Source organism: Rossellomorea sp. NPDC077527, from assembly GCF_044542955.1.
In the GTDB taxonomy this organism is placed as follows: domain Bacteria; phylum Bacillota; class Bacilli; order Bacillales; family Bacillaceae_B; genus Rossellomorea; species Rossellomorea aquimaris_E.
In genome coordinates this window covers 722,844-737,179 of sequence record NZ_JBITVL010000002.1, presented here as the reverse complement: position 1 = coordinate 737,179, position 14,336 = coordinate 722,844, and the positions used below count along the sequence as shown (strand labels likewise).

Annotated in this window: 15 protein-coding genes; 12 read left to right on the top strand and 3 right to left on the bottom strand. The window is 42.2% G+C overall.

Features of this window, described 5'->3' with window-relative positions; translation table 11 throughout:
- The first annotated feature begins 95 nt into the window (after nt 1-95).
- From ACIGG7_RS08955 to ACIGG7_RS08930, 6 genes are all read left to right on the top strand, one after another.
- A complete protein-coding gene (locus tag ACIGG7_RS08955) occupies nt 96-836 on the top strand; it encodes a nucleotidyltransferase domain-containing protein (protein WP_397549524.1) in 741 nt (246 codons plus the stop codon).
- A gap of 673 nt (nt 837-1,509) precedes the next feature.
- Nucleotides 1,510-2,706: a sensor histidine kinase gene (locus tag ACIGG7_RS08950; protein ID WP_397549523.1), complete on the top strand. Its 1,197-nt coding sequence runs from the start codon at nt 1,510-1,512 to the stop codon at nt 2,704-2,706.
- On the top strand, nt 2,707-3,363 hold the full coding sequence (locus ACIGG7_RS08945) for a response regulator (RefSeq protein WP_397549522.1): 657 nt from the start codon (nt 2,707-2,709) through the stop codon (nt 3,361-3,363).
- A 146-nt stretch (nt 3,364-3,509) separates the two neighbouring features.
- Nucleotides 3,510-4,445, top strand: a complete 936-nt coding sequence (locus ACIGG7_RS08940; RefSeq protein ID WP_397549521.1) for an ABC transporter ATP-binding protein — start codon at nt 3,510-3,512, stop codon at nt 4,443-4,445.
- Nucleotides 4,446-4,457: 12 nt separating this feature from the next.
- Nucleotides 4,458-5,672: an ABC transporter permease gene (locus ACIGG7_RS08935; protein ID WP_397549520.1), complete on the top strand. Its 1,215-nt coding sequence runs from the start codon at nt 4,458-4,460 to the stop codon at nt 5,670-5,672.
- A 13-nt stretch (nt 5,673-5,685) separates the two neighbouring features.
- Nucleotides 5,686-6,843: an ABC transporter permease gene (locus tag ACIGG7_RS08930; protein WP_397549519.1), complete on the top strand. Its 1,158-nt coding sequence runs from the start codon at nt 5,686-5,688 to the stop codon at nt 6,841-6,843.
- Nucleotides 6,844-6,966: 123 nt separating this feature from the next.
- On the opposite strand, the gene ACIGG7_RS08925 is transcribed toward ACIGG7_RS08930, so the two are convergent.
- Complete coding sequence (locus ACIGG7_RS08925) at nt 6,967-7,203, bottom strand: hypothetical protein (RefSeq protein WP_224939651.1); 237 nt, start codon at nt 7,201-7,203, stop codon at nt 6,967-6,969.
- Nucleotides 7,204-7,450: 247 nt separating this feature from the next.
- On the opposite strand from ACIGG7_RS08925, the gene ACIGG7_RS08920 reads away from it, so the two are divergent.
- The gene (locus tag ACIGG7_RS08920; RefSeq protein WP_397549518.1) at nt 7,451-7,993 is read left to right on the top strand and encodes a hypothetical protein; all 543 of its coding nucleotides are present in this window, start codon (nt 7,451-7,453) and stop codon (nt 7,991-7,993) included.
- Between the two features lie 98 nt (nt 7,994-8,091).
- On the opposite strand, the gene ACIGG7_RS08915 is transcribed toward ACIGG7_RS08920, so the two are convergent.
- Both ACIGG7_RS08915 and ACIGG7_RS08910 read right to left on the bottom strand, forming a co-directional pair.
- Nucleotides 8,092-8,448: an SH3 domain-containing protein gene (locus ACIGG7_RS08915; protein WP_224939653.1), complete on the bottom strand. Its 357-nt coding sequence runs from the start codon at nt 8,446-8,448 to the stop codon at nt 8,092-8,094.
- Nucleotides 8,449-8,483: 35 nt separating this feature from the next.
- Nucleotides 8,484-9,263, bottom strand: a complete 780-nt coding sequence (locus ACIGG7_RS08910) for a peptidoglycan DD-metalloendopeptidase family protein (RefSeq protein ID WP_397549517.1) — start codon at nt 9,261-9,263, stop codon at nt 8,484-8,486.
- 325 nt (nt 9,264-9,588) lie between these two features.
- Here ACIGG7_RS08910 and ACIGG7_RS08905 point away from each other — a divergent pair, with 325 nt between their 5' ends.
- From ACIGG7_RS08905 to ACIGG7_RS08885, 5 genes are all read left to right on the top strand, one after another.
- Nucleotides 9,589-10,200 carry a CPBP family intramembrane glutamic endopeptidase gene (locus tag ACIGG7_RS08905; protein ID WP_397549516.1) on the top strand — a complete coding sequence of 204 codons (612 nt, stop codon included), beginning with the start codon at nt 9,589-9,591 and terminating at the stop codon, nt 10,198-10,200.
- A 20-nt stretch (nt 10,201-10,220) separates the two neighbouring features.
- Nucleotides 10,221-11,126, top strand: a complete 906-nt coding sequence (locus ACIGG7_RS08900; RefSeq protein ID WP_397549515.1) for an alpha/beta hydrolase — start codon at nt 10,221-10,223, stop codon at nt 11,124-11,126.
- 18 nt (nt 11,127-11,144) lie between these two features.
- Entirely contained in the window at nt 11,145-11,423 is a 279-nt protein-coding gene (locus ACIGG7_RS08895; protein WP_397549514.1) for a hypothetical protein, read from the top strand.
- A 140-nt stretch (nt 11,424-11,563) separates the two neighbouring features.
- The gene (locus tag ACIGG7_RS08890; protein WP_397549513.1) at nt 11,564-13,492 is read left to right on the top strand and encodes a S9 family peptidase; all 1,929 of its coding nucleotides are present in this window, start codon (nt 11,564-11,566) and stop codon (nt 13,490-13,492) included.
- On the top strand, nt 13,489-14,313 hold the full coding sequence (locus tag ACIGG7_RS08885; RefSeq protein WP_397549512.1) for a sugar nucleotide-binding protein: 825 nt from the start codon (nt 13,489-13,491) through the stop codon (nt 14,311-14,313). Before ACIGG7_RS08890 ends, ACIGG7_RS08885 begins: the two co-directional genes overlap by 4 nt.
- Nucleotides 14,314-14,336 lie beyond the last annotated feature (23 nt).

Below are 14,336 nucleotides of genomic sequence, written 5' to 3'. Positions count from 1 at the left end.
AAGCGTATCCATATGAAAAGGATACGCTGATTTTTTAAAAAAAAGGATAGTAATGAAGATAAAGAGAATGTTTAAAGCAAAAGGAGGTCCTACTGATGAAAGAACATATCATAGAGGTCATTAAACAAATCGAAATCGATCACGACGTGAAAATTTTATTTGCCTGCGAATCTGGGAGCAGGGCATGGGGCTTTCCCTCTAAGGACAGCGACTATGACGTCCGGTTCATTTATATCCATAAACCTAATTGGTATTTATCCATCGATCAGAAGAGGGATGTGATCGAAATTCCGGCCAGGGATACTGTCTCTATTCCCACCGACCCGTTGTTGGACATGAGCGGGTGGGAGCTGACAAAGGCACTGAGATTATTTCGGAAATCAAATCCGTCTATTCTCGAGTGGCTTACATCAACGATCGTATATGCTCAACCCTATTCTGTTGTCGAGCAACTAAAGGAACTGGAACAGAAGCTATTTTCACCCGTCTCCAGTCTGTACCACTATTTAAATATGGCGAAGAGCAACTTTCGCGATCATGAAGAAGGCGGGATTAAGAAATATTTAAATGTGCTTCGTCCCTTGCTGGCTGCCCAATGGATTGGGAAATATCATGCGAGCCCGCCGATTGAATTTCAGGAGCTGGTAGAAGACCTGCTGCCGGCGGGTGAGGTGAAAGATGCGGTCGCAACGTTGTTGAAACGGAAGATAATGGGGGAGGGACTGAACGTTGAGCCATGGCCGTATGAGATGGATGAATATGTATCTGAAAAAATCCAGCATTTAGAAACGTATGTGAAGTCGCTTAAGGTCGTTCTGACCCGACAGAGGAGCTAGACAAATTGTTCAGGAATGCGTTGAGAGAAGTTTGGCATGAAGAGTGGACGGATTTTGTTGGAGGTAATAAATGATTGACGTACGAGTAAGGACTGTTTGTTGAAAAATTAATGAAATTAAGGTTGAAACAGATCTATATTCCTTGGTGAGCCAAGAATTTCAAACTGGTTATGGGCAGGGGGCTCTTTTTTAACGTCTTTTTTATTGAAGCGAGGAAGAGACAGCGATTAATTGCGTCATTTCCGGGCATGATTGCGTCATTTTTTAATTAATTGCGTCGTTTTCCCGATAATTGCGTCATTTTCCATTTATAACCATTTTTCACTAATACCCCATAGCTACAATGTCACCTTACCCTCTTGCCCCTCCACCTATTAAGCCAATACATAAGAAAAAATCCCAACGTAATTCCACCACTCAAGCTCAGAATGAAAGTCACCTCATAATGTCCAATCAAGGATAAGACCACATACACAATGATTCCAACAATAAATGGAAAGTACCAGCGATTCATAAAAACACCCCCTTATTAGACTAAAGATTTTATACTCAAAATGTTGTATTTCAAACGCTGCATTCTATCACCAATACCCAAGTTCATCCTTATCAAACCAGCAAACTAAGCTTATAATGGAAATATATTCTTACTCATATTCCAGAAAGAGGTGATTCCATGAAACTCACTTTCTTAAGCATTCTCCGCTTGGTCATGCTCACCATGATCAGTTACATCTATTATTCTTCTGTAGAAGCACCTACAAATGCACAAATGATCTATGTAATCATAGGGATAACCGGGTTCATCCTAAATCATTTTTTGCTTTTATACATACGGAAACATACATATTATCCACTTCCACTTGCCTTTGATTTCATCTTAATTACAGGATTCGTCTTTTTTTATCCAGCGTCGTCCCTTTACCTGATCCTGTTCGGGGTAAGTACAGTGACGCTGTTCTTATTTACTGAAAACAGACGGATACTTTGGGCATTCTCTATAGCCTTTTTCATCATTTGGGCAGGTTCTATGTACTATATTTATAAAGTTACTGGCACCTTTTCCCTCATGGAAAACCTCATTAACTTTAGCTTAATCGTGTTTGAGGCAGTCGTCGGTCGCCTTATCTATAGACTTTTTCATGCACGTGCAAAAATTGAAACCCAGTACGGCGAACTGCAGGAAACCCATACAGCGCTAACCTCCGCTCATGAGCAATTACATCACTACTCAAAACAGGTGGAGGAGTTGACCCTCATCCGTGAACGAAACCGGATTTCCGGGGAAATCCATGATACGGTCGGTCACAAGATGACCGCACTCCTCGTTCAGCTTCAGGTAGCGAAGGAGCTGATGGAATCCCGCCCTGATATGAGCAAACAGAAGATCCAGCTCTGTGAAGATTTGGCGAGGGAGTCCCTTCAGGAAATACGCCTGTCGGTAAGGACCTTGAAAGATCACGATCAGCCGAAATCCTTTGTCACGACGATAAGAAAGATGCTGGAGGATTATCAGAAGATGACCGGACTTGTATCCGGCTTCACCGTCAAAGGGGACGTCATGGCGATACCGATCTCCGTACAACTAGACCTGACCCGCGTCATACAGGAATCGATCACCAATGCCGTCCGGCACGGACAGGCGAAAGAATGCAGCGTCATCCTCGAAGTCTCGGAATCTATCGTAGAAATCAGTATTAAGGATGACGGAAAAGGTTCAGGGGAAATCCATCCCGGATTTGGCTTGAAGCATATGAGGGACAGGATCCATGAACATGGAGGGAACACCGTATTTGAAAGCACGAAAGAAGGGTTCCTTGTGAAAGCAGCGGTACCGCTGATAGAGATGAAATGGCAGATGGGGGGATCATAAATGGTCAGAATTTTAATCGTTGATGATCAGGAATTAATGAGGGACGGACTTGCGACGATATTAGATCTAAGAAAAGAAATCGATGTGACTGGGGTCGCGTCTAATGGGAAGGAAGCTTTTGAGAAAGCGGGAGAACTCCGTCCGGATATCGTCCTGATGGACATACGAATGCCAATCGCGAGCGGAGTGGAAGGGACGAAGCTCATCACAACCACCTATCCGGACATCAAGGTGCTCATGCTCACCACCTTCAATGACAGTGAGCTCATTTTTGAAGCGTTAGAAGAAGGAGCGAGCGGATACTTACTGAAAGATATGCCGACGGATGCCATCGTTCAGGCGATCATGACGGTTCAATCAGGTGGCATGGTGCTCCCGAAAGAACTAACAGGGGATATCGTGAGGGAAATGAGAAGGAAGCAGTCCACAGAACAAATCAACACAGTACCGGAAATTGTGAAGGAACTGACGGAACGGGAGCTGGAGGTACTGAATAAACTCGGTCTCGGACTGAACAACAAGGAGATTGCGGGGGAACTGTATATTTCAGAAGGCACGGTAAAGAATCATGTCTCCAACCTTATCAGCAAGCTTCAGCTGAGGGACCGGACCCAGGCGGCCATCTTTGCCGTCCGATATCACATTACGGATTATTGAACCATGACTTTCAGCATAGTACTCCTATGAAATACAGCTATCAAAGCTGTATTTTTTTATGTTCTATTTCTATCGCTGGAGGGATTTGGAAAGAGGAGATCCCCGCTATACTTTAAGTATAGTCAAAGAAAAAAGGGTGTGGAGATATGTTAGAGGTGAAAGATCTGAAGAAAAGCTATGGGAAAAAAGAGGTCGTGAAGAACGTTTCCTTTACGATCGAAAAGGGCGAGTCGTTCGGACTGCTTGGACCGAATGGAGCAGGAAAATCAACGACGATTTCGATGATTTGTGGACTTGTGCCGTACGATCAGGGGGAAGTACTGGTGGCGAGTCAATCGGTGAAACAATTTCCTGTGCTGATTAAAAAGAAAGTCGGAGTAGTCCCTCAGGAAATCGCCCTCTACCCAACCATGTCCGCGAGGGATAATCTGCTGTTCTGGGGAAAAATGTACGGTCTGACCGGAGCACAGGCAAAGAAGCGAGTGGAGGAAGTACTCGACATCGTAGGATTGAAGGATCGGGGAAAGGACCGCATTGAAACCTTCTCAGGCGGGATGAAGCGGAGAATCAATATCGGTGCTGCCTTAATGCATGAACCGGAGCTGTTGATCATGGATGAACCGACGGTGGGAATCGATCCACAGTCTCGAAATCATATCTTAGAGACAGTCAAAGCATTGAATGAAAAAGGTATGACTATCATCTACACGAGTCATTACATGGAGGAAGTCGAGTTCCTATGTAACCGCGTCGGCATCATCGATCACGGAGAAGTAATCGCCCTTGGGACGAAGGCGGAATTGTGCAGCCGACTCACGGGAAGCAGCTTCATCCAAATGAAGGTCGAAAGTTTATCGGATGACGCGATGAAAGCTCTGAAAAATAATGTGGAAAACGGGCAAGTGACTTTTCAACAAGATACCGGAATCATCGAGGTGTTTACGCCGAACCCGCAGGAAGCCATGGCATCCATCATCACGACTGCCGTCCATGCGGGATTGAAGATCGAATCCGTTGAAATCAAAGAATCAAATCTTGAGACGCTTTTCCTGCAGCTGACAGGACGAACGTTACGGGATTAGGAGGAGAAAGAAATGAGCCTGTTCACCATAGCATGGAAAGATATCAAAATCCGTCTCAAAGATCGCAAGTCCTTTATCACACTATTACTCATGCCGATTATCCTGACAGCCATCCTCGGTTCTGCCTTAAGCGGGGTGTTCAGTGAAAATGGATCGCTTCCCGAACTGACTGCAGGTGTCGTTGTGACGTCACAAGATGAACTGACAGACCAATTTCTTCATGACACTCTCCAGGGAAAAGAATTGAAGGAAAGCATCACCTTAAAGAAGTTTAAAACAGAAGCAGACTTACGTAACGCCATCGAGGAGGGGAAGGTGGATGCTGGCCTTGTATTTCCAGACCGTTGGGGAGAGGGACTGTTAAAAGGGGAAAATCAACCGATTAAAATGTTCAAAGATCCTGGCAAAGACCTTCCATTCTCCATCCTTTCCACCATCGCCGAATCCTTTACCAATCGGGTGACCACCGTATCGGCTGCAACAAGGACAGTAGGGGAAGAACTGACGTCGTCTGTACCAGTTTCCAATCAGAATATCGATCTTTCCGGTACCATGAAGGATCTTTCAGAAAAACTTACAGCGATTGCAGATAGTGAGGCAAACGGGGTCGTCTCTGAAAAAGATGGCAAGGAGCCCCTTTCCGGCATGCAGTATTATGCAGCCGCCATGGGAGCCATGTTCATTCTGTTCAACACCACCATGGGTGCTAAAACGATCATTCAGGAGCGGAATACTGACACATTGGCAAGGTTGATGATCAGTCCTATCCGTCATTCATCCATCATAGGAGGGAAGTTCCTCGGAACTCTTTCGTTCACTATCCTTCAGTTCACGGTGTTTGTTATCGCCACCCACTTTTTATTCGGAGTGAACTGGGGCAGTAATGTAGCGCAGCTCGTTCTGATGGGCCTCGCTTACTCTTTTTCGGTTTCGGGTCTAGCAATGATGCTTGCCGGTTTTATGACTGAAGAAAAGACGGTCGACTCCATCGGGGGAATTGGCGTTCAGGTTCTCGCTCTCCTCGGAGGTTCCATGATCCCCCTAGCTTCGTTTCCAGAAACCTTACAGAAAGTTGCGGGCATCGCTCCAAATAAATGGGCACTTGGCGGCATGCTTGACATCATGAAGGGAACCTCGTGGGATGCGCTTATTCTGCCTGTCACCGTACTCATACTGAGCGGCATAGCTGCACTGTGGATCGGTTCACTGAAATTAAAGCTTAGATAAGGAGAGAAATAGAATGAGGAAAATCATCAGCATAGCCCGCTTTGAAATCAAACGACTCTTTCAAAAACGCCGGACACTTCTGCTTCTTTTCGGAATGCCCCTATTATTCACCTTCATCTTCGGCGGGGCCGTAACGGGAAATGGGGAATATAAACCGGAGATTTCGGTGGTCGATGAGGACCAGACCGGTTTATCTCAGGAATTGATCAATGAAATGAAAGCAACCGACACTTTCACATTTAAAGTGGAAAATGGAAAGTCCGTTGCAGAGAAATTCGATCATCAGGAAATCACAGGATATATACGAGTGGAACAAGGACTTGAAGAGACATTGCTAAACCAGGAAACACCTGAAGTCGTCTTTGTGTCCTCTCCATCCTTCGAAGGGGCAGCACTTGTCGAGCAACTCATCAATGACAGCCTCGTAAAGCTGAAGATCAGTACAACGGCCGCCGGATTTTATCAAGATGCTACGGGAGAGAATCCTGCTGCCATCCAGGAGAAAATCTCAGATGAATTGAAAACTTTACCAGCAGCCGTTGAAACCGTCTCGGTTACCAAGAATGAAGACCTCCAAACGATGAACAATCTGACAGCACGCTCTGCCGGTTTCACGATCATGTTCGTGATGATTGCCATGCTATCCAGTACCGGAATCCTTCTCGAAGCACGACAAAACGGTGTCTGGTACCGGATGATGTCGACACCTGCCACCAAGGTCGAACTATTATGTGGATACATGCTGGCCTTTTTCCTTATCGGCTGGATCCAGTTCGGGATCCTGATGACGCTGTCTCAGAAGATCTTTCACATCGAATGGGGGAACACGTTCGCCAACATGATTCTCGTTTCAAGCCTGCTTCTCTGCACCATTGGACTCGGCCTCTTCATCGCCGGTTTCGTCAAAACGTCAGAACAACAATCGGTCTTCGGGAACCTGATCATCATCTCCACCTGCATGCTTGCCGGCGTTTACTGGCCGGTCGAAATTATGCCGGAAGCGATTCAGAACGTTGCGAAGTTCCTTCCGCAGTATTGGGGAATGGAGGGGTTTGCTGAGTTGACGGTAAGAGGCGGCGGGATTTCTGATATCGCTGCACCGGTTGGGGTCCTGCTTGGGTTTGCGGTTGTATTTTTACTGGTTGGATTGAGAAGGGTAAGGTTTGAATAGAAGGTAAGAGGATATCTGAATGTTCTGTCCTAGGAGAGCAGTTTAGTAGATATAATATAAGACCACTTCTCGGAATAGAGAAGTGGTCTTATTCTTTATGAATTATAGAATATTCCTAATCCATCATCCATGATCATGGTTTGGTTCTGGCTGACAATATACAATGGCTTCGATGGTTTTGGAGTTCACCACTAAATATTCAGGAGCGGTCGTTGGGGTGAATATGGCGACACTTTCTGTTGAATTGAATGATATGAAATTCCTGATTTCGACTAAACTTCCGTTAATGATGATACGGTTCATTAAGGTTCCGGGGGTTGTGTTTAACAATAATTTTTCGATTGACGTTAACTCAGACATTTGATTTCATCACCTCTCTATTTGTCATTTCAAGTCTCTAGTATTTATATGCTATAAAATGTTTTTTTGATTAGATGAATCAACTATTCGTATCGAAAAATGTTCCGATTAGAGCAATAATCAGCAAAATGCTAGGACAATAGCTGAAACATAATGAATTCTATCAAATACTATATAGTATGGGGATATACGGTAAGAAAGGGGATATTCATATTCTCAAAGCTAAAAGGAAGAAAGGAGGAATTTGATGATGGATAAAAAATGCAGTAAACGACATTGTGAGCATATTTGTTCGGCATTCAGGGCTATAGCTGAAGACTCCCAGAGTGTAGCTGGATTCACAGGACAGAAGCTGGAGTTTCCGAAAGTGGTCTTTGATTTAAACAATGAATATGATCGAGAGAATTCTGTATTTATCCCAAAACATGGTGGAGTGTATGTAATTACGGCCTCTACATTATTTTTCCCTGGAGAGGATGTTGCTCCTCAGGACTTCGTCGTCAACCTAACAATCAATGTAAATGATGAGGTGGCTCTGGCAGGACAAAACATTCTTCCTAAAGGTTTGTTTTCTTTTGATGGTTTAGGGACGACGGTAACTGGAATCCTTCAGTTGAAGAAGTGTGACAAAGTAGAGGTGTCAGCTAATCCGAACATAAATGGAGAGGTATACCCGAGTCCATTTTTTACACATTTTGAAGCAGCCAGAGTGTCGTCACCTCGACATTCTCCTCACTCCTCCGCCCAGCATACCTCACTCAATTCGTTCCAATTTCCAAGCAGAAGATAGTACAATAGACATCGCTTTATCCAACTTATATTAAATGAGCCCCTGTAACTCCTAAAAGTTCAGGGGCTCCTATGACTTAACTTTTGGTTAATGGGAAACTAGTCGCACTTGATTCCCACCGGACCATCTGACCCGGTGTACACATAGGTGTCTGATACATAGCCGATATTCATGACGCCTCGTGAGTCTCTCCATTCGATTTGATCCCATATATTACTCGTTCCGTATTTTCCTGTCACGGTCGTTCCATATTTATAACAATAGTATGGAACCCTCGAACCGCTTGGAATGGAAAGCATGACAGGATAGTTTGTTCCCGGTCCGCTTCTCATATTGATGGGAGCGCCGCTGTTGGTGGAGATCGTATAATACTGGACGGCAAGGGCGTTTGTAGAAAAAAGCAGAAAAGAAGCGATGGCGATCGTTAGGATCGCTTTGATTTTTAGATGTTTCATCGTGATACCTCTCTTTCTTTTAAACTAGTAGAATTCTACTCGGAACAGGTTGGGGCTACTTGTCCATCTGACCCTGTATAGACATAGGTGTCGGATATGTAACCATCTCCAATATAATTCCATAAATTACTTGTCCCGTATTTACCTGTTACTGTTTCACCGCGTTTTTGACAGGAGATTGTGACGGTCGCTCCATCTGATACTGAACCTACGACATTATAATTTGTACCTGGACCTGATCGGATATTTAGAGGAGCGCCAGAATCAGTATGGACCGTTCCCTTTACGCCTTCAGAAGTGCATGAATTTTTACTCGTATAGTTCTTCGATCCATAATAGGTGATTTGTGAACCGTTAAATTTAATTTTTTGTGGGGAACCATTATACAGTTGTTCAAAATGGAGATGAGCCCCAGTAACATTTCCTGTCGCACCGACTGTTCCGATCTTTTGACCTTGAGAAACCTTTTGTCCACTAGAAATGCTGAATGAATTCAAATGAGCATATAATGTGGTCCAGCCGCCACCATGGTCAATCACGATATATTTTCCATAGCTTGAACTTCCCAGATCTTTGACCTTCACAACCGTACCTGAGGAAGAAGCAACGACAGTATCCCCTTGATCATTAGACCGATTGAAGTCTACCGCATTCAATGGACTGTGATTGGTCCTAGTCTGGCCTTCCCACACTTGTCCACAAGGAAAAGGCATTTGAAAGGTAGGTGTAGTTGCAGACGCTTTACCCGTACTGAAAAATCCTGTTCCCCCAAAAAGCATTGCGACAAGAACTAACTTGAAATAACGTGATTTCATTTCTACCATCCTCCTAAACTATTTTGACTCTCCATGCCATGTAAAACGAAACAATTCTCTCCTATCCCCTCCTCAATTTCAATATGCTAACATAAAAGTAAATAATTTCTATCTGTTATTCCTGAAGTTATAGAAGATAGGACTTTGTTCCATTCCTACTAAGGGTACAAAGACTTTGAACAGAATATGGATACTAAGCTAGAAGGGGAATATAAAAAGGGATAATAGGAAGGAAGTATTTAATTACTAAAAATTTCCTATTATGATAAACTTATCATTAAACACGGTTTGAAATTTAAGAGAGGGAATCAGGGAGGAACTGCTGGTGTTTAAAAAAACATTCATGTTTTTAACTATATTCCTAATCGCTTTTTTATTGGAAAGTACTAAATTACCAGATTATTTTTATTTTATCCAAGGTATTCCGAGAGCATTAATGTTTAAGTTGGAAAACCGACTCTTGGTCCTAATCTTTTTTATGATCCTGATACTTATCTATAGGAAAAAATACGAAAAGGTATTCAGTCTCGATATATTGAAAGATAAAAAGATGTATGTTTGGATCACGGTCACCCTGGTCTGTGTGACTTTCTTAAAGCAGACTTCAATAGGCTTTGAAGATACGTTTGGACTAATAAGATTGCCTCAGCTCTCCACACTTCATTTGTTTTTTCTTTTACTCAATGTTTGCCTCATCGTTCCAATCCAAGAAGAAATTCTGTATAGAGGACTTTTGATCCTGGTTCCCTCAAATCGATTAAGGGTTGTCATGCTTATTATTTCTTCAATTACTTTTGCACTACTACACACGGATCCTTTACAAATCATCTGGTTAGGGGTGGGGTTAGGAGTTCTTGCAATCAGATTTAATAATATTTGGGTACCAATCATAGCCCACTCACTTTGGAATTTGCTCGTTACATATATCAATTTATAAAAATGATAAGAGGTGCCATTATGAAGGAAATATTTCTATCAATCGATAACTACCGTGTAAGAGGTCATGTGTGGGGTGAAGATCATTCGCCGACCATTGTTTGTCTACACGGATTAGGAAATACAAGTTTGAGTTTCATAGAACTGGGTGAGAAATTAAAAGATGAATATAGGGTTATTTCAATTGATCTCCCGGGTCATGGAAAAAGTGATAAGTTTGCAACCGAAGTAGAATATGAAATGGTGAATATGACAACTTGGTTGTATCGCATTCTCGAGAAAATGAATGTAGGGAAATTTTCTTTTCTGGCACATTCATACGGAGCAGATATAGCCCTTCATTTTATGAAAGAGTATGAATCATCTGTAATGAAGACATTGTTACTCGATGGAGGCTACACAACGAAGGATCATTTTTATCAAATTGTAGACGATTTAGCATCTAAGCCAGGATGGAAATGGCCTAACATTAACAGTGTAGAAAAGGAGATCCAATACACTGCAGAATCCTTTCACTCTTTTGAATATCCGAGCTATGAAGCCTTTTACAATGAAGAAGCCAAATCATACATCGATTGGAATGAATATAAAAAATTGGCTTCAAAGGACTATGTTAAAGAAGTGGATGGGAAAGTAAAGCTAATCGTTGACTCTGATGTTGCCGCTTCAGTTATTAAGTCCATGGCTCATTCACCTATTAACAAGATATATAGCCAATTAGGGGATAAAATATTGTTACTGGTGGCTACATTACCCCAAGAGTTTACTATTATCAATGACACATTACTTGAAGCTGTGAAGAGGTCTTCTCAGATGGAAATTAGAAAGGTGGAAGACGCTTCTCATATGTTGCACTGGGATCAAACTGAAGTGGTTGTGAAGGAAATGAGAGAATTTTTTGTAGAGGATACCTTCATTAAAATTTGATTCAGGGAGTGGATGTTAGTGACAAGTACTTTTGTTAAATCTTGTACCATTTCGATTTCCATTTGCTTAGCTTTCATGATTTTGATTTTTAGCAGTGTGACGGGGTATGCACTTATAACAGCTCAAACAATTGGTGTTCTTGATCTCTACATTGCACATTTTAACGATGATGGTATGTTCATTCGTATTTCAACAGACATTTGGTACGTTATGGCTATTGCGGTAACCTTCCTGATGGTTTTAAATTACATCATTCTTCAAATTAGAAAAGGGAGAAATGGTATTAACAAATTATAAGTTGATTTATTTTGCAGGAGGCTGCCTCATTCTATAGTCCATCTATCTATTAAGCTAACGGGAGCATTGATCTATGCAGGGATTGATGCTCTTTTTGTTGAAGTTATTGTCAATACCAATAAAGACTAAGGAGTTTAGGAATGAATAGTCTTAAAGAAAAGTACCTAAGTATAGAAGAACTTATCTCACTACCCACCTTATCAGGCACAACCATAAGCGAAGACGGCCAAAACATAGCCTTCGTCAAAAACACAGCTGACTGGCAAGACAATACATATCGAAATCACATTTGGATCTATGAAAAAAGGAAGAATCAATGTTCCTTAATCGGTGAAGGGACAGCCCCATCATGGTCTCCGGATTCCAGACAAGTCGCTTATCTTCGTTCAGTTGATAAGAAAAATCAGATCTTTGTTCGTTCATTGGACGGCACTTGCAGTATTCAAATAACGAATGAAAATGAAGGAGTCAGTCACTTCAAATGGCAACCTTCCAGCAAAGGTTTTTATTACATTGCGCAGTCAAAGGAATCGGTAGAAATCAACAAACGCAGGGAGTCCTATGGAGATTTCCATCACGTAGGCAAAGAATACCGGAATCACTGTTTGTATTACATTGAAATCAACGATTCCATCCAAAAAGCGCAACCACTAACGGCCGGTCAGGAATTTCATATACTTGAATTTGATATTTCAAACGATGGAAAAAAGGTTGTATTACTGACTGCACCAAGCCCGAATGCGGAAGATATTTTTAATAGAGATCTATACATGCTCGATGTTGAAACGGACGAGCTGCAAAAATTAAATATCGATAAGCTGTTAGGAGGGAGCGTCTGCATTTCTCCCGACGGCAGTCAAATCTGTTACACAGCCAGCATAAGGGAAAAAGAGTATTATAAAACCCATATACAAGACAACACACTAGAAATCTATGATCTGAAAACTGGAGAGTTCATTCAACCTCTATCAGATTTTGATAGTACCGTTACACCCATCCGATGGACTTCTAAAGGGATTTTCATGAAGTGGCAAGACAAAACGAATTATCGCATCGGGTTACTACTTGAAAATGGCACCGTGGAAATGCTAAGCGGAAATGAAGATGGCTTTGTACATGATGCATCCATAACGAGGGATGGAATTCATCTAGCATATTGTAAAGCCAAACCAAATGAAACCTTTGAAATCTATGTGGAAGATCAAAAGGTAACAGATGAAAATAACGCCTTCAAAGGCAAGTGTAAAAGTAACAGGGAAGTCATCTCATGGAAAAGCAGTGATGACCTTGAAATAGAAGGAGTTTTAACGACCCCGGCAGACTTTGATCCACATAAGAAATACCCTTTAATAGTACTCATCCATGGCGGTCCAGGGTGGGCATCCTTTCCCGTCCATTCAGGCTGCTTCAACGAAAAATATCCTGTGGAGCAGTTTATAGAAAAAGGCTTTATCGTCCTAGAACCAAACTACAGAGGAAGCTCAGGATATGGCAATGACTTTTTAAAAGCAAACCACAGAAACTTTGGACTCGGTGACTACCAGGATGTGATATACGGAGTGGATGCACTCGTTGACAGGGGAATGGCAGATAAGGAACGGGTAGGGATCATGGGATGGAGTCAGGGAGGATTTATTTCAGCCTTCTGTTCAATCTATAGTGATCGTTTTAAAGCGGCTTCAGTCGGCGGCGCAATAACGAATTGGAGAAGTCATTATGTGAATACCGATATACCCTATTTTATTAGAATGCATCTAGGAGATACTCCATGGAATGATCCAGAGGTATATGCAAAAACTTCGCCCATGAACTATATTCAATCAGCCTGTACTCCAACCTTGATACAGCATGGAGAAATGGATGCAAGAGTCCCAATTTCTAATGCATATGAGTTATATCAAGGGTTGAAGGATATGGAAGTGGATACAGAGTTCATCATCTTAAGAGGAATGGCCTATAGTCCTAACCAACCAGGGATGAATGTGGCAATTATGAAGCAGAATGTGATGTGGTTTTCACATTATATTCTGGGAGAAAGCATGAACGACAACTGGAGGGATTCGATATGAAAAGACTGCTCATCTTCGGCGCAAGTGGATTAGTAGGGAAAGCGTTAATGGAAGAGTGCAAAGATTCCTATGATATATATGGAACGTATGCAACCAGACCGGTAGATCTTCCCGAAGAAAAACAATTTCAATTAGACATCAGCGATAGAGGAAAGATGAAAGAATTGATCCTATCCATTAGACCCGATGTCATCATCTCATGCCTAAGAGGTGATTTCGAGCAACAGCTTATATTCCACAGGGAGCTTGCACTGGAAATCGAAAATGCTGATAGCACACTTTATTTCTTTTCCACGGCCAACGTGTTTGATGGGGATTTTACAAAGCACCATTCGGAAGAAGACACTCCTAGCGCTTCATCTCCTTATGGACAGTTCAAAGTGGAATGTGAAATTATGTTGCAGGAAATGTTAGAGGAACGTGCCGTTATGATCCGTATTCCACAAATATGGGGAAAGAAGTCTCCAAGGCTGGACCAAATTAAAAGTGGGATTGAGAAGGGCTCCATCGAAGTATTCAGCAATCTGGAGTGTAATCATCTCACTGAAGAATGGCTGGCCAAACAGCTGAAATACATCATCCTTCATAAACTGAAGGGAGTATTTCACCTGGGTGCCGTCGATATGATGACACAGGTTTCCTTTATTGAAGAATTGGTCGACAGTCTTACGGATAAAGAAATAAAATTTCAGGAAAGTTTGCTTCAAGATACTTACGATACATTTTATTTTGGATTGAAGAGCATTCGAAATGATCTTCCGGAGAGTTTGTTGAAGACGAATAGAGAAATGATTGCTGATTTAGTTAGTATAGATGATTAAAAATAATAGGAGTGGATTCAATA